The 20,458-nt window shown below is 39.4% G+C and carries 18 protein-coding genes; 6 read left to right on the top strand and 12 right to left on the bottom strand.

The genetic code is table 11. The features are described from left to right. Window positions 1–41: 41 nt before the first annotated feature. Together thrC and QM810_RS05255 are read right to left on the bottom strand one after the other, a co-directional pair. Entirely contained in the window at window positions 42–1,526 is a 1,485-nt protein-coding gene (thrC, locus tag QM810_RS05250) for a threonine synthase (protein ID WP_006151346.1), read from the bottom strand. Between the two features lie 74 nt (window positions 1,527–1,600). After that, window positions 1,601–2,878: a hypothetical protein gene (locus QM810_RS05255; RefSeq protein ID WP_006151314.1), complete on the bottom strand. Its 1,278-nt coding sequence runs from the start codon at window positions 2,876–2,878 to the stop codon at window positions 1,601–1,603. A 323-nt stretch (window positions 2,879–3,201) separates the two neighbouring features. Here QM810_RS05255 and QM810_RS05260 point away from each other — a divergent pair, with 323 nt between their 5' ends. The 4 genes from QM810_RS05260 to QM810_RS05275 are packed head-to-tail and all read left to right on the top strand — an operon-like array spanning window position 3,202 to window position 6,118. Further along, complete coding sequence (locus QM810_RS05260) at window positions 3,202–4,200, top strand: PTS sugar transporter subunit IIB (protein ID WP_006151290.1); 999 nt, start codon at window positions 3,202–3,204, stop codon at window positions 4,198–4,200. 29 nt (window positions 4,201–4,229) lie between these two features. Further along, window positions 4,230–5,042, top strand: coding sequence for a PTS mannose/fructose/sorbose transporter subunit IIC (locus tag QM810_RS05265; RefSeq protein ID WP_006151319.1), 813 nt, complete (start codon window positions 4,230–4,232; stop codon window positions 5,040–5,042). Between the two features lie 14 nt (window positions 5,043–5,056). Further along, window positions 5,057–5,968: a PTS system mannose/fructose/sorbose family transporter subunit IID gene (locus QM810_RS05270; protein ID WP_006151300.1), complete on the top strand. Its 912-nt coding sequence runs from the start codon at window positions 5,057–5,059 to the stop codon at window positions 5,966–5,968. A 60-nt stretch (window positions 5,969–6,028) separates the two neighbouring features. After that, window positions 6,029–6,118, top strand: a complete 90-nt coding sequence (locus tag QM810_RS05275) for an IS3 family transposase (RefSeq protein ID WP_367400507.1) — start codon at window positions 6,029–6,031, stop codon at window positions 6,116–6,118. An 83-nt stretch (window positions 6,119–6,201) separates the two neighbouring features. Here QM810_RS05275 and QM810_RS05280 read toward each other — a convergent pair whose 3' ends face one another. The 10 genes from QM810_RS05280 to QM810_RS05325 all read right to left on the bottom strand — a co-directional run bounded on the left by QM810_RS05280 (window position 6,202) and on the right by QM810_RS05325 (window position 17,947). After that, window positions 6,202–6,894: a leucine-rich repeat domain-containing protein gene (locus tag QM810_RS05280; RefSeq protein ID WP_006151296.1), complete on the bottom strand. Its 693-nt coding sequence runs from the start codon at window positions 6,892–6,894 to the stop codon at window positions 6,202–6,204. A 367-nt stretch (window positions 6,895–7,261) separates the two neighbouring features. Next, entirely contained in the window at window positions 7,262–7,507 is a 246-nt protein-coding gene (locus tag QM810_RS05285) for a hypothetical protein (protein WP_004250643.1), read from the bottom strand. Window positions 7,508–7,673: 166 nt separating this feature from the next. Next, on the bottom strand, window positions 7,674–8,237 hold the full coding sequence (locus QM810_RS05290; RefSeq protein ID WP_006151309.1) for a DUF4230 domain-containing protein: 564 nt from the start codon (window positions 8,235–8,237) through the stop codon (window positions 7,674–7,676). A gap of 276 nt (window positions 8,238–8,513) precedes the next feature. Continuing rightward, window positions 8,514–9,830: an ISL3 family transposase gene (locus QM810_RS05295; protein WP_006151344.1), complete on the bottom strand. Its 1,317-nt coding sequence runs from the start codon at window positions 9,828–9,830 to the stop codon at window positions 8,514–8,516. 138 nt (window positions 9,831–9,968) lie between these two features. After that, complete coding sequence (pepC, locus tag QM810_RS05300) at window positions 9,969–11,303, bottom strand: aminopeptidase C (protein WP_006151303.1); 1,335 nt, start codon at window positions 11,301–11,303, stop codon at window positions 9,969–9,971. A 120-nt stretch (window positions 11,304–11,423) separates the two neighbouring features. Then, the gene (locus QM810_RS05305; RefSeq protein WP_414254084.1) at window positions 11,424–12,146 is read right to left on the bottom strand and encodes a pseudouridine synthase; all 723 of its coding nucleotides are present in this window, start codon (window positions 12,144–12,146) and stop codon (window positions 11,424–11,426) included. A 1,017-nt stretch (window positions 12,147–13,163) separates the two neighbouring features. Next, window positions 13,164–13,736, bottom strand: a complete 573-nt coding sequence (locus tag QM810_RS05310) for a nucleotidyltransferase family protein (protein WP_414254085.1) — start codon at window positions 13,734–13,736, stop codon at window positions 13,164–13,166. Beyond that, a complete protein-coding gene (gene ruvB, locus QM810_RS05315; protein WP_006151318.1) occupies window positions 13,717–14,715 on the bottom strand; it encodes a Holliday junction branch migration DNA helicase RuvB in 999 nt (332 codons plus the stop codon). Before ruvB ends, QM810_RS05310 begins: the two co-directional genes overlap by 20 nt. Window positions 14,716–14,901: 186 nt before the next feature. Next, window positions 14,902–17,313, bottom strand: coding sequence for a flavocytochrome c (locus tag QM810_RS05320; protein ID WP_414254086.1), 2,412 nt, complete (start codon window positions 17,311–17,313; stop codon window positions 14,902–14,904). A 25-nt stretch (window positions 17,314–17,338) separates the two neighbouring features. After that, on the bottom strand, window positions 17,339–17,947 hold the full coding sequence (locus tag QM810_RS05325) for an NADPH-dependent FMN reductase (protein ID WP_254730051.1): 609 nt from the start codon (window positions 17,945–17,947) through the stop codon (window positions 17,339–17,341). Window positions 17,948–18,167: 220 nt separating this feature from the next. Between QM810_RS05325 and QM810_RS05330 the strand changes: the two genes are divergently transcribed. Further along, window positions 18,168–19,367, top strand: a complete 1,200-nt coding sequence (locus QM810_RS05330; protein WP_414254087.1) for an OFA family MFS transporter — start codon at window positions 18,168–18,170, stop codon at window positions 19,365–19,367. Between the two features lie 114 nt (window positions 19,368–19,481). Continuing rightward, window positions 19,482–20,360, top strand: coding sequence for a helix-turn-helix domain-containing protein (locus tag QM810_RS05335; protein WP_414254088.1), 879 nt, complete (start codon window positions 19,482–19,484; stop codon window positions 20,358–20,360). The last annotated feature ends 98 nt before the right edge of the window (window positions 20,361–20,458 follow it).

Genomic DNA, 20,458 nt, shown 5'->3' on the forward strand with positions numbered 1-20,458 from the left:
GAAACTCAGTTAGTTGCCCAACCGAGTTTACTTCCTCTCTTTTAAAGTCCTAGATAAGATTCTACTGCAGCCTGCATATCTGCTGCTGCAACAATTGTCTTGTGACGAACCGGAGCTGTTTCGAGACCATCAACTGCTGGTGGCACTGCTACTCCTGAGATTTCATGTAATTGAGCCAAGGCCTCAAAGTCACTAAGACCTGATTGTCCAGTCACAGCTTCTACTGCAACGACTGGGAATTTGTATGGACTAGCTGTTGAAGCAATCACAGTCTTAGTCGCATCACCTGTCGCTGCTTGGTATTTTTTATAAACAGCTGAGGCAACCGCTGTATGAGGATCCTCAATATAAGAATCTGATTCGTAAACACGCTTGATTTCTGCAGCTGTTTCTGCTTCTGTCGCATATTCTGCTGCAAAGAGGTCCAAAATCTCTGCATCAAAGTCTGTCAATTCATACTGACCTTGAGTGTTCAAGGCATTCATAAGTTCAGCGGTCTTTTTAGCATCATTTCCCAAAAGGTGGAAAATCAAACGCTCCAAGTTTGAAGAGACCAAGATATCCATAGACGGGCTAGTAGTTACCTTAAACTCACGCTTCTTGTCGTAGACACGAGTTTTAAAGAAGTCTGTCAAAACATTGTTGTCATTTGAAGCGCAGATCAACTTACCAACTGGCAAACCGATTTGCTTAGCGTAAAAGGCAGCTAGGATATTTCCAAAGTTTCCTGTCGGTACAGTGAAGTTAACCTTGTCACCAGCTTTAATCTCACCAGTTTTTACCAACTGAGCGTAGGCATAAACATAATAAACAATCTGGGGCACCAAACGGCCGATATTCATAGAGTTAGCCGATGAAAATTGCAACTTGTTAGCTGCCAATTTTTCACGAAGAGCCACATCGTTGAACATATGCTTCACGTTGGTTTGTGCATCATCAAAGTTTCCATCAATGGCGATGACATGAGTATTATCACCAGTCTGAGTGGTCATTTGCAATTCTTGCACCTTGCTGACACCGTCTTTTGGATAAAAGACGATAATTTCAGTTCCAGGTACATCCGCAAATCCAGCCATGGCAGCTTTTCCAGTGTCTCCAGATGTTGCTGTCAAGATGACAATCTTGTTTTCCAAGCCATGTTTCTTAGCAGCTGTTGTCATAAAGTATGGCAAGATAGACAAGGCCATGTCTTTAAAGGCAATGGTTGATCCATGGAAGAGTTCCAAGTTGTATTGACCATCAAGTTTGACAAGAGGAGCAATAGCTGGAGTATCAAACTTGCTATCGTAGGCATTGTTGATACAGTAGTCCAACTCTTCTGCTGTAAAGTCATCCAAGAAGGCTGACAAGACAAGTTTGGCCACTTCTTGGTAAGAAGCATCTTTTAATGTGTCAAAATCCAAATCTACCTTTGGATAACTAACCGGAGTAAACAAACCTCCATCTGTTGCCAAACCTTGCAAAATCGCTTGGCTGGCTGTTACGGTATTTTTCGCATCACGCGTTGATTGATAAACTAATGTCATAAATCTCTATCCTTTATCTATAGTCTCATCCATTATAACATGATTTTTCAGAAAATTCTCCCTTTATAAGAAAATTATAGAGTCAATTCTTCTTTTAAAGGCTCTAAATAAGTCATTTCTCTCAGACCTCTACTCTCAAGTCCTTGCTCTGCTATAGCCAGCAAGTCTTTGGAGAACTGGACAACACCAGCTTTTTCCTCATCTGTGAGTTGTTTCTTAGAAAACTGTCGTCTCAAAGACTTGTAGTCACGGCCAAAGTTCTCAAAGAAAGGAGCGGTTTCGAGATAAGTTTCAAGCTTGTCTAGATTTACCAACAAACCTAGATGAAAGGCTGCTGAAGCAAAGGTGCGGTCTAGCGGTTGCGTACAAACACTACGGAATTCAATCGTCCCTCGAGTTGTTAAGTCTTGATATTGGTAACTACGGTGCGTCTCGAAATCCTTCTCTTGAGGAACCAGAAGAGTTTCTTTTCCATTTAGAGTATAGGCAGGAATTTCATCAGTAGCTAGGTAATCTCTAGCCCGAATTGGAGAAAAATAGTAGGTTTCCCCATCTCGTTCTGCTGTAAAAATCGCAGAGCGGTCTAGATAATCAAAGAAATCATCCTCATCTTTGAAGAGTTTTGTATTGACACCGACATTCTCTGGATAAATTCCATGCATGGATTCTTCCCAAAAGATATCTCGTGAAATCCGAGTATCCCAGTCTGCTCCCGAAAACTCAGAATTGGCAAATAAGTAAGCTTTTGCTGCTTCAATCTGAGTGAAAGCATTAATGACACGTAAGTAGTTAGCAGTCGATACATCCAACTGAACTTGACTCCCACAGATAAAGGCTCCATATTGTGGGAAGTCATGCAAATTAACTCTCTCTTGGCGACTTCCCATATGTAGGTAATCCATCAGCATCTGGTAGCGTGGATAAGCCACCGGTCGATTGTCATTCTGATCCCAGTTTGGATGAATCCCCCAACCCTGAATAGCATGATCCTTTTCGCTTAGCTTTTCCTGAATGACCTTCATATAAGCTTGAAATCGTCCTTCGACCTCTTGGATTTTCTGGGCTCTACCAAAGGCAAACTCCAAGGTCGTATAAGAAACCTCAAACAAAATCCGATCCTGACTCGCAGGTTCTACAAGTTGAATCGGATTTCCGTCCTCGTCCTCTTTCTCAACTTCCAAGCTGAGAGCATCCACCAAAAAGCGCAGTAAGTCCTTACTGACTTCAATATCTGTGGGTTTCCCTTTCGTGTGTACGATAGGAAACTCCAACTCAATCCCGATGTAGAGTTCTGGATTTTCTTTGATATTTTTTAAATAACGGCTTTTCAATATCTGAATAGAAGGGGACATACTTACCTCTCACTCTAAATTCTCTTACTAGAAACATCAATTGCTTTCTATATTATACCAAAAAACTCTATGAGAACTTGACCGAAAAACGACTTTCTACAAATTAGTGATTACTTTGAAGGTTTATACTAATTTTCCATGCAAGATTTTATGAAGTCTCGAAAAGTATTGATATATCAATATCTTCAAAAACAAACTTTCCCCTTACATTCTTAGGATTTATTATAAGTAGTTGATTTTTTGCTGAAAACGGTTTATACTTAAAGAGTCTTAAAGTTTTCTTAAACTACAAGTCAAACATTTTATAAGGAGGAATGACAATAATGAGTATCGGAATCATTATTGCGAGCCACGGTGAATTTGCCGCGGGTATTCATCAGTCAGGATCTATGATCTTTGGTGAACAAGAAAAGGTTCAAGTTGTAACCTTTATGCCAAACGAAGGTCCAGATGATTTATACGCCAAATTCAACAATGCTGTGGCTGCATTTGACGCAGAAGATGAGGTTCTAGTCTTGGCTGACCTTTGGAGTGGTTCTCCATTTAACCAAGCTAGTCGCGTAATGGGAGAAAATCCTGAGCGTAAATTTGCCATCATCACTGGACTTAACTTGCCGATGTTGATCCAAGCCTACACAGAGCGTCTTATGGACGCGAATGCTGGAGTGGATAAAGTCGCTGCGAACATCATTAAAGAAGCTAAAGATGGCATCAAGGCTCTTCCAGAAGAGCTAAACCCAGCTGCAGCAGTTGCAACTGTTGCAACTGCTGCAGCTGCTCCAGTTGCCCAAGCTGCTATTCCAGAAGGAACTGTTATCGGAGACGGTAAATTGAAAATCAATCTTGCTCGTCTTGACACACGTCTTCTTCACGGACAAGTCGCAACTGCTTGGACACCAGATTCAAAAGCAGACCGTATCATCGTTGCTTCAGATAACGTTGCAAACGACGATCTTCGTAAAGAGTTGATCAAACAAGCTGCTCCTAACGGAGTGAAAGCTAACGTTGTTCCAATCAAAAAATTGATTGAGGTTGCAAAAGATCCTCGTTTTGGTGAAACACACGCCCTTATCTTGTTTGAAACACCTCAAGATGCCCTTCGTGCTATCGAAGGCGGTGTGCCAATCAAGACTCTTAACGTTGGTTCAATGGCTCACTCAACTGGTAAAACAATGGTCAATAACGTATTGTCAATGGACAAAGACGACGTTGCTACATTTGAAAAAATGCGCGACCTTGGTGTTGAATTTGACGTACGTAAAGTACCAAACGACACGAAAAAAGATTTGTTTGACTTGATTAGCAAAGCTAACGTTCAATAATTAACATTAAATAGAAAAGGAATAAAACCATGTCAGATATTTCAATCATTTCTGCTATCTTGGTTGTAGTTGTTGCCTTCTTCGCAGGTCTTGAAGGTATCCTCGACCAATTCCAATTCCATCAACCAATCGTAGCATGTACCCTTATCGGTCTTGTAACTGGTAACCTCGAAGCAGGGGTTATGCTTGGTGGATCACTTCAAATGATCGCCCTTGGTTGGGCTAACATCGGAGCTGCCGTAGCTCCTGACGCGGCTCTTGCTTCTGTTGCTGCTGCAATTATCATGATCAAAGGTGGTAACTTTACTACTGAAGGTATCGCAGTCGCAACTGCAACTGCAATCCCTCTTGCCGTAGCTGGACTTTTCTTGACTATGATCGTTCGTACAATCTCAGTTGGTTTGGTTCACACTGCAGATGCTGCTGCTAAAGAAGGAAACATTGCAGCTGTTGAACGCGCTCACTACTTTGCCCTTGCTCTTCAAGGTCTACGTATTGCTATCCCAGCTGCACTCTTGCTTGCAATGCCAACTGAAGCAGTTCAAGGAGTATTGGAACTTATGCCAGAATGGCTTAAAGGTGGTATGGCTGTCGGTGGTGCCATGGTCGTTGCCGTTGGTTACGCTTTGGTTATCAACATGATGGCTACTCGTGAAGTATGGCCATTCTTCGCTATCGGTTTTGCTCTTGCAGCAATCTCTCAATTGACTTTGATTGCCCTTGGTGTCATCGGTGTTGCCCTTGCCTTCATCTACCTCAACCTTTCTAAACAAGGTGGAAACGGTGGCGGAGGAGCTGCAACTTCTAACGATCCAATCGGTGATATCCTAGAAGACTACTAGAAAGGGGAACAATCATGGCTGAAAAAATTCAATTATCAAAATCAGATCGCCAAAAAGTTTGGTGGCGTTCACAATTCCTTCAAGGTTCATGGAACTACGAACGTATGCAAAACTTGGGTTGGGCTTACTCTTTGATCCCAGCTATCAAGAAACTTTACACTAAAAAAGAAGACCAAGCCGCTGCTCTTGAGCGCCACCTTGAGTTCTTCAACACTCACCCATACGTAGCTGCTCCAATCATGGGGGTTACTCTTGCACTTGAAGAAGAACGCGCAAACGGTACTGACATCGATGATGCTGCTATCCAAGGTGTTAAGATTGGTATGATGGGACCTCTTGCTGGTATCGGTGACCCAGTCTTCTGGTTTACAGTACGTCCTATCCTTGGTGCCCTTGGTGCATCACTTGCAGCAACTGGTAATATCGTTGGACCACTTCTCTTCTTCTTTGGATGGAATGCAATCCGTATGTCTTTCCTTTGGTATACACAAGAGTTTGGTTACAAGGCTGGATCTGAAATCACCAAAGACATGTCAGGTGGTATCTTGAAAGACATCACTAAAGGAGCTTCTATCCTTGGTATGTTCATCCTTGCCGTTCTTGTACAACGTTGGGTATCAATCAACTTCACTATCAACCTTCCAGGTAAACAATTGTCAGAAGGTGCTTACATCGTCTTCCCAGAAGGTCCTGTTACAGGTGGAGAATTGAAGGGAATCCTCGGCCAAGCACTTAGCGGTTTGAGTTTGGATAGCGTTCAACCACAAACGCTTCAAGGTCAGTTGAACTCATTGATCCCAGGATTGATGGGACTTCTCCTTACTTTCCTTTGCATGTGGTTGCTTAAGAAAAAAGTATCTCCAATCACAATCATCCTTGCACTCTTTGCAGTTGGTATCGCAGCTCGTTACTTCGGTATCATGTAATCTCGGTGAGAATATACAAACAAAAAAGAATCAGGTTTATCACCTGATTCTTTTGGCTCTTTGTCAAATAGTGTTGATGAAGAACCTAATGAAAAAAGAATCCAACAAAAATTGGACTACCTGTCTCCGGTTGAATACCGAAGACGGTAGCCCTAGGGTGTTTTTATTAAATTCTCACTTTTTGGGGTCAGTCCCTAAGCCTGATAGTAGTTTCTTGTTCATACTATTCCCCTTTAGTCATTTACTACTTTGAGTCCTAAACTATTGGCAGCCTCTTCTGCCTTTGATCCCTTAGGTGTATGGATTTCTACATTCTTATTTGAATTTTCTGGGAAGTAAAATAAGTCTGTTATTTCAATTACACTTTCAGGTATTGTGATCGATTTGATTGATGGTGTGTCTGAAAATACCAATTGACCAATTGATTTTGTTCCTTCTGGAAATACAACAGACTCTAGAGAACTTGCTCCTAAAAATGCATGATCATCAACAGTTTCTAATGATGTTCCTAAATAAATGTACTTCAATGCTTTATCTTGACCAAAAGATGACTCTCCAACATATCTTACTGTATCTGGTAAGACGATTGCTTCACATTTTTCAACATTTGCCATACCACGCTGTGCAATCGCTATAACAGGTTTACCATTAATGGTTTTTGGTACACGAACAACCTTGTCGTCAGAAGTACAACTATAGATTGCGTATCCTTCTTGCCACTCTTCATATGTGAAGTACTTTTCATCTGTATCCGGGAAGTCTTTGAAGTTCTTCTCTGTTACTTCAGAGTTATTTGTTGTGGTATTTATTGTTTCTATTGTAGAAGTACTTGTTGTGGTATTTTGTTTTGACTCCTTAGGTCCGCATCCTACTAAACCTGATAAGAGTACTGCTGCACATAAGCCTGATAATAGTTTCTTGTTCATTATTTCTCCTCCTAATATTTTATGAATATATTAATACCTATATGTTATAAGATGTAGATATTCTTGCTAATATCAAATATTTCTATTTAATCTTCCTATAAATATACGCATGTTAATATATTAATATCTTTAAGTATTTATAACTATAGTTCCTTAATTTTCCCAGTAAAAAACGAAAGGCACCACAAGTTATTTATATGTTTTCTTTAAACGATTCATGTACTTCTGTCGCAACTTCTCGCCCGTCTTTAATTGCGGTTGCGATAGATTGAGGACCTAAATATGCATCACCTGTTATTATTTATTTCTATGTATTCTGATGTTGACCGAAAGTCAAATTTTTACCTTTCATCTAGAACACTAAAGTCTACTTTTGTTCAATTGCTGCAACGACAAGATCACATGGAATAATATGTTCACTACCTGCCACTTCATGCGTTAATCTTCTTCCACTTTCATCTGATTCACCAAGTTCCATTGTAATAACCTTTACACCAGTTACTTTCCCACTCTCATCACGCAATACTTCTTTAATATTCTCTAAGAAATGGAATGTAACACCTTCATTGTGTGCATCTTTGATTTGTAGTATAGCTTCTAGTATATTGTTCATATGGTCATCATCCTTTTGTTTTAGGTTTAGGCGCTTTTAATATAATGGATGTTGGCCTTTTTGTATACACTAAAATAGGGTTGGTGGAAAATTTCCATCAACCCTAAAAATTATAGAACCACACAAAACCCTGACCAGAGATGGTCAGGGTCTTGTATTTCAAAAATTATTCTGTAAATTCTATAGTTACTTTTACTTCAGAATCCATTGAAGAAAATATTGTTTTATAATAATTGATTGCAGATTCTTTAATTTCACTCTTAAATTTATCTAAATACTCTGCTTGTTTATCACTAGAAAGTTGGTTTGTGACCAATTTCCCAGTATCAACATCTTCTGTAGTCCCACTTAATAACTCTCCATGACTATCATATAAATCATAAGGATCATCTTTTGAAAGTTCAACACCAATTACTTCCAATTTTGGAACAATAACCTTATATTCTTTTTCGCTTATTTGTTCAACCTTTACACTACTTTTAATTCCAAATTTAGCGTTATAATTTAAAATTACTAATGCTGCTTTTTTAGAGAACGGCACATCAAACCCAAAAACTTGAGTTGTTTTTGTTTCAGAAATAATTTCATTAATTCCCGCATTCAAAAATACAACTTCATTCACTTTTTCAATACTTTCGATATTAATTGACGATTTGACTTCTGATTTATGTTCCTTAGGTAAGAAAAATAGCACTCCAATAGCTATAATAGCTATTAATACCAGATTCAATAGAACACTAAACTTATTAAATTTCTTCTTTAATATAGACAAGATAAAAAAACCTCACTTTAAATAATCTATCTAAATTTTACACATTCTAAAGAAAACAGTCAATATTTTTTCGTACTATCTTCTAAAATTAATTGTGCCTATTAAAGATGAAATTAGTTTGTTGCATTTGATTATATTTTTTGAACACCAAATCCATTTAAAATTGAGTGCTATTTTGAGCACTAAAAAAGGGCTCTTTGTCAAATAGTGTTGATGAAGAAATTTAGGAAGGGATTAAGCAACTAATTGTTGCTTAATTCCTTTTTGTTTTGGGCCAAACATTTTTGTTATTAAAATAATCCTATTTCTAAAATAGTAATAGTTTCTAAAGCCGTAGGCATTTCTTTTAAGCACTTTTATTTTATTGTTTATTCCTTCAATAGGGCCATTTGTTCTAGTTGGATACTCACAAGTATTTTGAATATATGGCAAGTAAGTCATAAGAGTCTTTAATACTCTTTTTAAACCAGGAGATAGGTCTAATTGCGTAGCTGCTTCAATCGTTTCCTTGAATTCTATATAATCTCTATCCTGTATACATTCACGAGGTGAATGTACAACCTCATAATCATTTTTTAGAGATGGATTGTTTTCTAAGATATAATCTACGATTCCTTTACTTGTTATGAAGCTTTCAAAAAGCTTATAACGATTATATTTATAGTTCTGAAGTTCATTAGGGTTCTTTAAAATTAACTTCCAATAATGTTTTAACTTTCGATATAATTTAGGATTTTTATAACGATGCTGATTCATGACACGTACCCGAGTTCGATTTAATTCTCTATTTAAGGCTTGTACGATGTGAAAAGGATCAATGATAATTTTAGCGTTAGGAAACATTTCTTTTATTAATTGAATGTACGGTAAGTACATGTCGATTGAGATAGTTTTTACCTTTAATCTTGTCTTAGTCTCAAAACGATGAAAATATTGTTTTAAACTGTAAGATTTTCTATCACGTACAACATCGACCAGCTTGTGTGTAGTGCTATCACAAATAATGAAGCTCATATTACTATCGGAAGCTTTGACGGATTTAAATTCATTAAAACACAAATGTTCAGGGAAATCATGTAATGGTTTAATCGTTAATAATCGTGCTGTATCATCTATGATACGTCTTACAGTATGAACTGAAACATTTGATTCTTTTGAGATATATATTTCAGATACTGTTTCACTTATTTTTGCCTTAATTTCATTTTTTAATCGTTTCGAAATATGACAATGTTTTTCTACAATGCGACTAGCATCTGCGGTAAATGAAGAACTACATTCTCTACAGAGAAATCTTTGCTTGCGTAGATTTAAGTAGGCCGGAAGGCCTGAAACAGAACAGAGAGTGATACGAGAAGTTTTCGTTCCGTTTTTAACGATATTGTTATTTTGGCTAACACACCCACAAACAGTACAAAATTCTGGTTTATGCGTATATGTAGCTGAATAAAATAAAGATTTTCCCTTTTTAAATATCTTCTCTTGAACTTTATCATCCCAAATAATGTTTTTATCTTTGATTTGTAGTGTAGCTTCTAGTATATTGTTCATATGGTCATCATCCTTTTATTTTAGGTTTAGGCGCTTTTAATATAATGGATGTTGGCCTTTTTGTATACACTAAAATAGGGTTGGTGGAAAATTTCCACCAACCCTAAAAATTATAGAAACATTCTTTTTATATCTCATTTATTCTGCCAAGGCACCCATTGGATCCCATGGTGCAAGGACGATTGGTTCTGCTTCGTAAGCAGCTCGTTCTTCTGCTGTTAGTAATTCCTTACGAACAACAATTTGGTAAGTGTATTCGTCCATCCAAGCATCTGAAGCAACAAAGTAACCATCGGTACCAACCTTGTCTCCCCATGAGTTTTCAACTTTCCACTTGACTGATTTACCGTTTTCGTCCAAATCAACACCTGTCAAGACCATAGCGTGGGTCATCAAGCTTTCGCTGTAGTCCAAACGACCTGCTTTGTCCTGAGTGAGTTGAATATCCATGCTTGATTCAAAATCATAAACATCTGTCGCAAGGATTCCGGCTTTACGGTTGCTGAGTTGGCCGACATCTGAACCAAACCAAACAGTTTCTCCTGTCTGCATTTGGGCAATGGCCAATTCTTTCAAACGTTCCATCGGTACGTTGATGTAACGAACCGCACGGCTACCAACGACATTTCCCAACATCTCAACTGTGTAAGATTTACCGTAAGGTTTGTCAGCAGTTGGAGCATTAATCACAGAAACGTAATCTTCTAGTGGAAGGTCAACGTATTTCTTGTAAAATTCTTGTGGGGTGATGGCTTTTTCGCTTTGGTAGTTGTTGTCCTTATCGCGATAAGCAAAGTCAAACTGACGTGGTGGAAGTCCTAGTGACATAGCAAGGAAGTTAAAAATCTCTTGCAAGAGGTCTTCTTTCTTAGCTTGAACAGTCGCTTGGTCTGCGCCTGAAGCCAAGAGGTCACGCAAGATTTGAGCATCTTGACGAAGCAATTTGTTAAGGATTGCATTGAGCTCACGGCTACTGCTAGATGAAACAGACTCTGGATAAACAGACTTAGGAACGACACCGTATTTTTCAAAGAGAGCTACAACCATATCCCATTGTCCACCATCTTGTTGTGGAGTTTGAAGTAGAAAGCTAACCTTGCGACTCGTCAATTCTTGGTCTGCAGTCGCAATCACTTGCTCCAAGAACCAGTTAGATTTTTCATACTTGTCCCAGAAAAATGTGTGGGCTTGTGACAATTCAAAGTTTTCAAGTTTGTATTGAGAGATGAGTTTGTGACGGAAAGTATTAAGGGCCGCAAACATCCAGCAACGACCAGATGCTTTCTGGTTAGTGACCTTGTCCTTTGTCAAATCAAGTGAGAAAACTGGTGTGTTGTCGACATGACTTTGACGACGCTCAAGGGCTGCAAAAATACCGTTATGGCTAGCAGCATTTTCGATAGCTTGGTACTTTACATTTGCTTCATAGTTGGCAAATAATTTATCTGTAAATGATTCTTGAATCGCGTTCATAAAATCCTCCTTTTTTCTTACTGTCTATTATAACTCTTTTCACAAAGGAAGCAACCAAAAACTGAAAAAGGCAAGGATATTTTCCTCGCATTTTCCTAATATTTCATGGTGTTGCTATCACTAGCGGATACTCTCAAGCAAAGCTTCTAGCTCATCCTTGGTTAAACGACGCCATTCTCCACGTTTCAAATCCTCATCCAAGGTCAAAGTTCCCATGGTCAGACGTTGCAAGTCCACCACTTCCTTGCCACAGTAGGCTACCATCCGTTTGACTTGGTGAAATTTTCCTTCTGCGATGGTCACTCGGACCAGACTTTGATTCTTTTCTGTATCCACAGACACAAGCTCCAGCTTGGCAGGTTGACAGGTAAAGTCCTTGAGCGGAATCCCTTGCGCAAATGTCTCAATGTCTTCATCCGTCATGATTCCCTTGACCTGTGCCAGATAAGTCTTATCCACATGGCGTTTAGGGGAAAGAAGAGCATGAGCCAGTTTGCCATCATTGGTCAAGAGTAAGAGGCCATGCGTATCAATATCCAAACGACCGACTGGGAAAACTTCCTTTGAACGAGCCAAGTCATCCAACAAATCCAAAACAGTCTTGTGTTTAGGATCTTCAGTTGCTGAAATAACCCCCTGGGGCTTGTTCATCATATAGTAAACAAACTCCTCGTAGTCTAACTTTTGTCCGTCAAAGTAAATCTCATCTGTATCTTCATTAATTTGCAGCTTGGCAGATTTTTCCTTTTTGCCATTGACCGTCACGCGCCCAGCCTTTAGAAAGTTTTTGACCTCCGTCCGGCTTCCTACCGCACATGCAACTAAAAATTTATCTAATCTCATAGGGCTATTATATCATAAAAAGAGAGCGGTTTTCGCTCTCTTTTTCTCGAATTATCTTTCTCCAATTTACTTTTTAATCATACTTTTTCTCCTATGAATTTTTTACAATCTCATCCTATAACTTTCGCACCTTCCGCAACCAAATCATATGGAAAATACGGAATACTTCCACTAGTTAGTCGTTAACCAAATTAGTTTTTTAATCACTTTATTCCTCCTATGGACATTATTGACCACACAGATGTAGAGAATGAACAAGAGAACAGAATAAATCAGCAATCCTAAAAACTTTGCATAGACCAGGTAAACTATCAAGGAGCCTATCAAACTGACACTACTAATACAACTAAATAAGAAAGCTAGACTTCCATTTTTCTTTGCTATTTCTAAAAACTCTACATACTCAATATCTGTAAATAATGCAGGATATAAGTCCAAGTCTTTGTTAGAATAGTCAACTACAAATTTCCCTATGAGCAAGGAAAGACAGGAACATAGAATGAAGCTAGAATATTTGATAGTAGGGATATCAAAAATGGTTAAACCATTCAGCAATCTAATAACGGGGAGAGACAGCAAAGTGAGTCCAAGAGTATAGTAATGGTGATTCTTAGATGTTCTTTCGAGAATTGAAAAGTAAAGTCTCTTTTCTTTTAAGTCATAATAGACTATTTTGTTTTGATACAATCCTAGATTAACTAGTTTCCTATTGTTTTTCATTCTTTTAGTCATTTTTCAACATCTCTTTCTCAACCACTGGACTTCCATTTACTCTATTCTCAGAAAATCTCTAGCCTTACTTCTTATACTAGAGAAATCTTTGACCTTTGTCAACATTTCTCTGGTGTTTACACTTGATTAGCAACCATTCTCACCTCAAGTTCGCAACAAAAAAAGCCGCCTGATTGGGCGACTTAATTTTTTTATAGGGAGATTATTATGAAAAAGTTTTAGGAGTATAAGTTAAGTTCTTCTTAACTTATGAGATAAGTATACAGCTCCTATCTTAAAGTTTCCTTAAGTATTTTTAAATATGAGATTTTTCCATTTTTCTCGCCAGTTTTTCTTAGATAAACGCTGTTGATAAAGCTTCATCCGGTCGTCATTTTCTAAAAAATGGGGAGTTGGAGAAACCTGAAAATTCAAAATATCCTCTAAACCATAAGGCGCAAAGAGCTCTAAAGTTGCATCAGCATGCAAGCGAAGTCCTATCGCCGTACAACGTTCGGGATATTTACTCATAGCGTCACAGGAATTCACATACGGTTCCGTATGGGGACTATGCTGGTGCATATAGACCTGATTTTTTAATTCCCATTGGTACTGAGGAAAGTCCTCTCTCAGCTTGTTTTCTATTGCCAGCGTTTCTTCGTAACTCACATCTGGGTCAAAGAAAATCACATCCACATCCGTCTCACGGTCAAAGGCTGGTTTATCGGACAAAAGATTCCAGATAAAATTTCGGACCGAACCAGCTGCCAACCAGGAATCCTTCAACTCCAAGTCACGGATGATGGTCAGAATAGCCATCATGTCATGATTTTCTCTAAAAGAATCTAAGATTTCAATCTTATTTTTCAATGTATTCATACCCTAAATGTTCATAGGCCTTAGCAGTCGCGACCCGTCCTGAACGAGTTCGCATGATAAAACCTTTCTGGATCAGGTAAGGTTCATACATATCCTCTACCGTCTCACGCTCTTCAGCAATATTTACCGAAAGTGTTCCTAAACCGACAGGACCGCCACCGTACATTTCAATCATGGTGCGGAGAATTTTCTGGTCTACATAGTCCAAACCTTCATGGTCTACATCCAGCATGGTCAAAGCCTTATCCGTAATCACATCATCAATCAAGCCATCGCCCATAATCTGTGCAAAGTCGCGCACGCGCTTGAGGAGACGATTGGCGATACGAGGAGTTCCACGGCTACGTAAAGCCAACTCCGAAGCTGCCTCATGGGTAATTTCCATTTCAAAGATATCTGCCGTCCGCTCGACAATCTCTGTCAAGTCGTCATGGGTATAGTATTCCATGTGACCAGTGATCCCAAAACGTGCACGAAGTGGATTTGAAAGCATCCCAGCTCGTGTCGTCGCACCAATCAAGGTAAAAGGTGGCAAGTCTAGATGGACACTACGGCTAGCTTCTCCCGCACCAATCATGATGTCAATGTAGAAGTCTTCCATGGCACTATATAGCACCTCTTCTACCGACATGGGCAAGCGATGAATCTCGTCGATAAAGAGCACATCTCCAGGCTCCAAGTCATTCAAAATCGCTACTAAATCACCAGCTTTTTCGATGACAGGACCAGACGTCTGCTTGAGATTGACTCCCAGTTCATTGGCAATGACAAAAGCCATGGTTGTCTTCCCGAGACCTGGAGGACCAAACAAAAGAACATGGTCCAGCGCCTCATCACGCATTTTTGCTGCTTCGATAAAGATTTGAAGCTGATCTTTGACCTTGTCTTGTCCGATATATTCACGTAAATATTGGGGACGGAGGGTACGTTCTACCAACTCCTCATCACCCATGATTTCATTATCTAAAATTCTACTCATGCTCCTATTATAGCAAAAATCCAGCCTACAAACAAAAAAGCCACCGAATTTGGTGACTTCTTTAGGGAGATTATTATGAAAAAGAAAAGTTTAGGATTTCTATTAAATAAAGTTAGGAGGTCTTTACTTAATAACTATATGATATAAGACAATACTTAAAATAAGCTTAAGATTTTAAATCCATTATTAACAATTTTCTTGAACAGCTGTTTGACCTGCAATACGTCCAAAAGTAAAGATATCCGTAAGCGAATTTCCTCCTAGACGGTTACCTGCATGAAGTCCTCCTGCGACTTCTCCGGCAGCATACAAACCAGGGATAATCTGACCTTTTTCATTTAAAACATGTGTTGAAGTATCAATCTTGAGTCCACCCATTGTATGGTGAACAGCAGGTTTTCTTGGTGTTGCGTAGAACGGTGCGACCTCACACTTGAGATCGAAACTACCCTTGTTAAATTCAGGGTCAAATCCTGCATCCACATAAGAATTGTACTTCTTGATTGTATCCGCTAAAACTTGTGGATCCATACCAATCTGAACTGCCAACTCTTCTATCGTATCTGCACGGTAGAGAGTGCCTGCTTTGACTTGGGCATCAATTTTTTCTTGGCTAGTATTGTAGGCTGTTGCCTTGATGCGGTCATCCGCAATCAAGTAGAACAAGCCTCCATTATCAATCGCTGCTTGAGACAGCTTGTCTCGACTACCGTACTCATCTACAAATCGCTTACCTTCAGTATTTACCATAATGAAGTTAGCTGGAGGAACTTGAAGTCCTGAGAAGAGAGCCCCTGTCACTGGATCGGATACTGGCATCATTTGACTAAAGCCCATACCCACTAGATCTGCACCTACACTTTGACCTAAGAGGATTCCATCTCCTGTTACAGCTGGTGTATTAGAGGTGGCAATATCATCCGCGATTTCGGTCCAGTAAGTATTGTATTTTTGTAACATCTTGGTATTAGCACCAAATCCTCCAGAAGCTAGAACAACGGCATCTGCATGAACGATGATGGTTTGACCATTTCGGCCTTCTGCTCTGACACCCTTGACAACCCCTTCTTCTACAAGCAATTCTTTGACTGGAGAGTCCGTCAAGATCTTGCCTCCATTTTCTAGAACATATTTTTGTAGAACCGAGATAAAGGCATAACCCATTGGTTGAACCGGCTTATGGCCGCGACGCCAAAGGGCCCCAACTGGCATTGTTACTTCACTACGAACAAATTCAACACCGATGTCTTCCAACCAGCGAACAGATTCTAGGGCACGTTCAGTCAATACAGAAACCAAATCATATTGGCCATGAATTTCATGTCCTTGTAAATCTTTTCGTTTTCCACCGATATAAGTTTGGATACGGTAAAGTAAGGTAGAATCAAACAAATAGCTTGGATCCTGCAAATACTTCTCAACCTCAACCTTTAAGGCTCTAAAGTCCTCTAAATATTCTGGGTCAATCGTTGATTCATCAGTCGCAATCAACTCTTGAAGCGTATGTGCCTCACCTGGATGAGCTGCGAAGGTCCCTTGCCATGCTGGATCTGGTGCATTCATTGGACCACCTGCACGAACGGTATTTCCTCCAATTGCTGGGAATTTCTCAACAACAATCGGCTTCTTACCAGCTTGCAAGACTGCAGCAGCTGCAGCTAAACCAGCTCCACCACCTCCGACGATGACAACGTCTGCCTGATAGGTTTTATCTTCTTTATCTAGGGCAGATGGTGCTTTTGAACGTTTGCGTAAAACATCTGGATTTGCACCAGCTTGTTTGACCGCACGCGCAACTCCGTCCAAGACACCATTTGAAGTCACAGAAGCTCCTGACACCGCATCAACATTTAAGGTTTGCCCCTCAATGATTTCTGCTGGAATACGGGTAAATACGACATCTGCAATCCCTGAAGATTCTCCAGAAGAATCAATTTCAATTTTTTCAATACGATCTTCAGAAACTGTGACGTCCATCGGTAATTTACCATTGTGACCTTCAGTTGTAACATGATAAGTTCCTGGTTCAAATCGGATTTCTTCAGGAATGTTTAGTTGATTTGCAACAGAGACAAAGCGAAGGAAACGATAGAAACAGCTATCTAAGAAATCAACAGTTCGCTCATTAATCAAATCTCCATTTGCATCAAATGCTCGATGAGCTCGACCAAGTAAAAATTCACTTCCTGGCATAACTGTTGCATTTACCCCAGGTGCATCAAGGATCTGACGAAGATGAAGTTGGGCACGTGAAGAGCCTTGAACATCATAGGAAGCTCCGACAATCATGGTTGGCTTCCCATCTAGTGGATGAATGTTAAAAGACAACCATTCGAGCAAACTATTTAAACTTGATGGGATTGTATGATTGTGTTCAGGTGTCGAGATGATGACACCATCAGCTTCCGAAATCGCTTTGTTAAACTTCTGAATAACAGGTGTATCTGTTTGATCATCGGTTTCATTGAACATCGGTACATCGGTAATTTCTAAAATCTCAATATCGGCTTTTGACGCAAAATGTCTTTGCATAAATTGCAACAAACTGCGGTTATAGGATTGTTTGGCATTGGTACCAACAATAGCTACTAATTTCATGGATTGTTCTCCTTTCTTGAAATACTTATGCTTTCAACCATTCTTCCCAGATGAAAGATTTCTTACGATTTGTATCTTCTGGTTTGACTAAAGCCTTTGTTAGTTCAACAAAATTTTGGAATTCTGCAAAATGTTCTTCCAACTCTGCGACTTTTTCAGGATTGTTCAAATTATAGTCATCGTCCAACACCTGTTCAGAATGACCTAGGAAAAATTCTGTCCCTGGCATGACTCTTGCCTTTAGTTCAGGCGCATCAAGAATCTGACGCAAGTGCGCTTGGGCTCTAGATGTTCCAAGCAATCCAAGAGAAGCTCCGACAATCATCGTTGGTTTGTTGATCAAAGCGCGACTAGTATAGGCAATCCATTCCAAGGCTGAAGCCAAAGGTGCTGGTATCGTATGGTCATATTCAGGTGTTGAGATAATCACACCATCTGCAGCAAGGATTTTTTCTGAAAAAGCTTGAACTTCGGCAGGCGCTAGCTTGTCCTCAGGTTCGTTAAATGCTGGCAAGTGTTTGATTTCCAACACCTCAATGTCGGCTTTATCTGAAAAATGCTTTTGCATAAATTTCAAAAGTTTCCGATTGGTTGAGCGGTCAGAGTTTGTTCCAACGATAGCAACTAATTTCATCTTGCTACCCCCTTTTTTGTTTTATTCACTTTCATTATACTACTTTAAATTATCTTCGACATTCATGACACTAAAACATTGTGTTATTCTATCAGTTTATCTTATCTTAGTATAACTTAGTGAAAAAATTAACAATATTTTCTTAGAAAGTATTGACCCTCATTTTTAACTATGTTATAGTCTTTGTGAAAAATGTATTAAGTTAAAGGAGGGTCTTCTTATGAAAGAGACATTCAATCGTTGGCAAGTTCTAGCTGCGTCAACTGCTATTCTTCTCTGTACAGGTGCTGTCTATTCCTTTTCAGTTTTTGCTGGACCTTTAAGCTCCTCAACAGGTTGGTCTATGTCCGAGATCATGCTCGCATTTGCTATTAACTCAGCTATCGGACCGATTCCGATGATTCTTGGAGGTTACCTGGTAGACAAGGGATATGTGAAATGGACAATTGCACTTGGTGCCCTTCTATTTGCTAGTGGCTTTTTCCTAACTGGTTATGCTAGTTCACCAGCCATGCTCTATCTTACCTATGGTTTGATGGCAGGTCTTGGTCAAGGATTTGCTTATTCAGGAGCCCTCTCAAATTCTCTTCGCCTCTTCCCAGATAAACGTGGTTTAGCTTCTGGGATTCTAACAGGAGGTATGGGATTTGCCGCAGTTATTTCGTCACCAGTTGCAAGTAGTCTCATTCAAAAACAAGATGCCTTCTTTGCTTTTCGAACCATTGGACTTGTCTATATTGTTGTGATTATCGCTGCCATTTTCTTCATCAAGGCAGCCCCAAGTGGCTACCAACCAGCAGGTTGGAAAGCTCCCGTACAAACTAAACAAGGACCTGCCAATAAAAACTGGAAAGAAATGCTACAAAGTCCAATATTTTACATCATTATCAGCATGTTCTTTGTCGGTGCCTTCTCTGGTTTGATGATTGCCTCTCAAGCATCCCCAATTGGTCAATCAATGTTTGGACTCTCTGCTGGTACAGCAGCTCTCTATGTCTCTCTCTATTCAATCGCAAACTCTAGCGGACGCTTTATCTGGGGATCACTTTCTGATAAAATTGGTCGTTCACAGACTTTATTGATTATCTATTCAGTCATCGTATTGGCACTTTTCTCCTTAACAATCGTCCCTGGACAATTTGGCTTTACTCTAGGAATCATCGGTCTTGGCATCTGCTTCGGCGGTGTTATGGGTGTCTTCCCATCTATTGTCATGGAGAACTACGGACCTGCTAATCAGGGAGTCAACTACGGTATCGTCTTCACAGGTTATTCTTTAGCTGCATTTTTTGCACCTAAAGTTGCGGTTCAAATGGCAGCAGCTAACAATGGAAATTACAGTGCCGCATTCTACGTTGCTATCGCTCTCGCAGTTGTTGGGCTTCTTCTCAATCTCCTTTACATGAAGAAGAAAGGTTAGAGAAAAAACTTCTCATCAAATACTCATTACTAATTTAAGGCAGGGTCGGGATTTTTTGCCCCGCCCTTTTTTTGGTATAATAAAACTAGAAATAGCTTATTGGGAGGTTTTATCATGGCTCAGCAGTCAAGACTTTTACGAGATAACCCATCTGATTTTCCCTATGATTTTGAAAAACAAATCTTATCTAAGCAATCTTCTAATACCATCTATCATTGGCATCCTGAACTCGAGATTGTCTATGTCAAAAAAGGAACTGCTACCTTCTATATCAACTCTGAGCGCTTTGAAAGTCATGAAGGTGATATTTTTCTAATTCAGCCAACTTCTCCTCACGCTATCTACCCTATTGAAAATCAAGAACAAATTTCTACAGTTTTTCGTATCCATCTCGATTTCCTAGGTAGAAGTCAAATTGACAGCTTTAGCCAACGCTATATTCAACCTATATACTCTGGGCATTTTTATCTCACTCCTCGGATTTCGTCAGATGATCATGCTTATGAACCGATTCGCGATTGTCTTTTATCTCTTTTTTCTATCCTTGAAGAGCAGAGTATTTATTATGATCTCCTTTTAAAGGCAAAACTCTATGAATTTCTCTATCTTCTCTTTAGGTACAGGTATGTCAATCGACACTATACGGATGATACCTATCAAAAATACCAGAAATTAAAAGAAATGATAGGTTATCTTGAGCAACACTATGCGGAGCCCATTCAAATTGACCAGCTTGCTGCTACGTTTGGATATAGCAAAAATCACTTTATGAATATTTTCAAACAACACACCGGGACAAGTTGTATGGAATATCTCATACGATTGCGCCTGGAAAAAGCTTGCGAAAAGCTCGTTCAGACCAATCAAAGTGTTCAAGAAATAGCAAGCCAGGTCGGCTTTACTAACCTCTCAAATTTTAATCGACAATTCAAACAACACTTCCAGCTAACTCCTAGACAGTATCGAAACCAACAACTTAAAAAAGAATCCTAACTACATGTCTCCTTAGTGACTCACTAGGGAGAATTTTTTTCAAACAAAAAAGCCACCGAATTTGGTGGCTTCATTAGGGAGATTATTATGAAAAAGAA

It is taken from the genome of Streptococcus infantis (assembly GCF_047464155.1).
Taxonomy (GTDB): domain Bacteria; phylum Bacillota; class Bacilli; order Lactobacillales; family Streptococcaceae; genus Streptococcus; species Streptococcus infantis_U.

Bases quoted from the DNA above. Each gene is read 5' to 3' on its own strand.
- thrC (WP_006151346.1), bottom strand. From the start codon at position 1,526: ATGACATTAGTTTATCAATCAACGCGTGATGCGAAAAATACCGTAACA.
- QM810_RS05255 (WP_006151314.1), bottom strand. From the start codon at position 2,878: ATGTCCCCTTCTATTCAGATATTGAAAAGCCGTTATTTAAAAAATATC.
- QM810_RS05260 (WP_006151290.1), top strand. From the start codon at position 3,202: ATGAGTATCGGAATCATTATTGCGAGCCACGGTGAATTTGCCGCGGGT.
- QM810_RS05265 (WP_006151319.1), top strand. From the start codon at position 4,230: ATGTCAGATATTTCAATCATTTCTGCTATCTTGGTTGTAGTTGTTGCC.
- QM810_RS05270 (WP_006151300.1), top strand. From the start codon at position 5,057: ATGGCTGAAAAAATTCAATTATCAAAATCAGATCGCCAAAAAGTTTGG.
- QM810_RS05280 (WP_006151296.1), bottom strand. From the start codon at position 6,894: ATGAACAAGAAACTATTATCAGGCTTATGTGCAGCAGTACTCTTATCA.
- QM810_RS05285 (WP_004250643.1), bottom strand. From the start codon at position 7,507: ATGAACAATATACTAGAAGCTATACTACAAATCAAAGATGCACACAAT.
- QM810_RS05295 (WP_006151344.1), bottom strand. From the start codon at position 9,830: ATGAACAATATACTAGAAGCTACACTACAAATCAAAGATAAAAACATT.
- pepC (WP_006151303.1), bottom strand. From the start codon at position 11,303: ATGAACGCGATTCAAGAATCATTTACAGATAAATTATTTGCCAACTAT.
- QM810_RS05305 (WP_414254084.1), bottom strand. From the start codon at position 12,146: ATGAGATTAGATAAATTTTTAGTTGCATGTGCGGTAGGAAGCCGGACG.
- QM810_RS05310 (WP_414254085.1), bottom strand. From the start codon at position 13,736: ATGAATACATTGAAAAATAAGATTGAAATCTTAGATTCTTTTAGAGAA.
- ruvB (WP_006151318.1), bottom strand. From the start codon at position 14,715: ATGAGTAGAATTTTAGATAATGAAATCATGGGTGATGAGGAGTTGGTA.
- QM810_RS05320 (WP_414254086.1), bottom strand. From the start codon at position 17,313: ATGAAATTAGTAGCTATTGTTGGTACCAATGCCAAACAATCCTATAAC.
- QM810_RS05325 (WP_254730051.1), bottom strand. From the start codon at position 17,947: ATGAAATTAGTTGCTATCGTTGGAACAAACTCTGACCGCTCAACCAAT.
- QM810_RS05330 (WP_414254087.1), top strand. From the start codon at position 18,168: ATGAAAGAGACATTCAATCGTTGGCAAGTTCTAGCTGCGTCAACTGCT.
- QM810_RS05335 (WP_414254088.1), top strand. From the start codon at position 19,482: ATGGCTCAGCAGTCAAGACTTTTACGAGATAACCCATCTGATTTTCCC.